The following is a 430-nucleotide window of genomic DNA, read 5'->3' as shown; positions in this document are numbered from 1 at the left end:
CGATCGCAACACCGGCAGCTTCAACGTCGGCAGCATCAACACCGGCTTCGCCAACGCAGGCGACCTCAACACCGGTTCCTTCAACACCGGCAGCATGAACCTCGGCTCATTCATGCTCGCCGACAGCCAAGTGCTCGACGGCATCACCATTTCCCTCAATCTGCCGGCGATTCCGATCGATCTGGTGGCGGGCACCAACGTGGCCATCCCCATCTCCGGTCAGTTCGACCCGATCACCATTTACCCCATCATTGTCAACGTCCCGGTCAACGTGACAGGACTCGGTCTGGCCACCATCAGTGGGATCGTCCCCTCCGCAATAGTGGAGCCGATCGTCATCAACCCGATCGTCCTGCTGGACGTCGTGTTCGGTGCGGACGTGCAGATTCCCATCGACATGACGCTGCTGGGCCGAATCAACCTCACGATC

At 60.0% G+C, this 430-nt stretch carries 1 protein-coding gene; it reads left to right on the top strand.

Features of this window, described 5'->3' with window-relative positions; translation table 11 throughout:
• The coding region (locus tag AC5Y6Y_RS25770; protein ID WP_499930820.1) for a pentapeptide repeat-containing protein at positions 1–430 on the top strand (430 nt) is incomplete at both ends.

Source organism: Mycobacterium sp. NGS24 (assembly GCF_059813065.1).
This window is presented reverse-complemented; position numbering and strand designations above follow the sequence as displayed.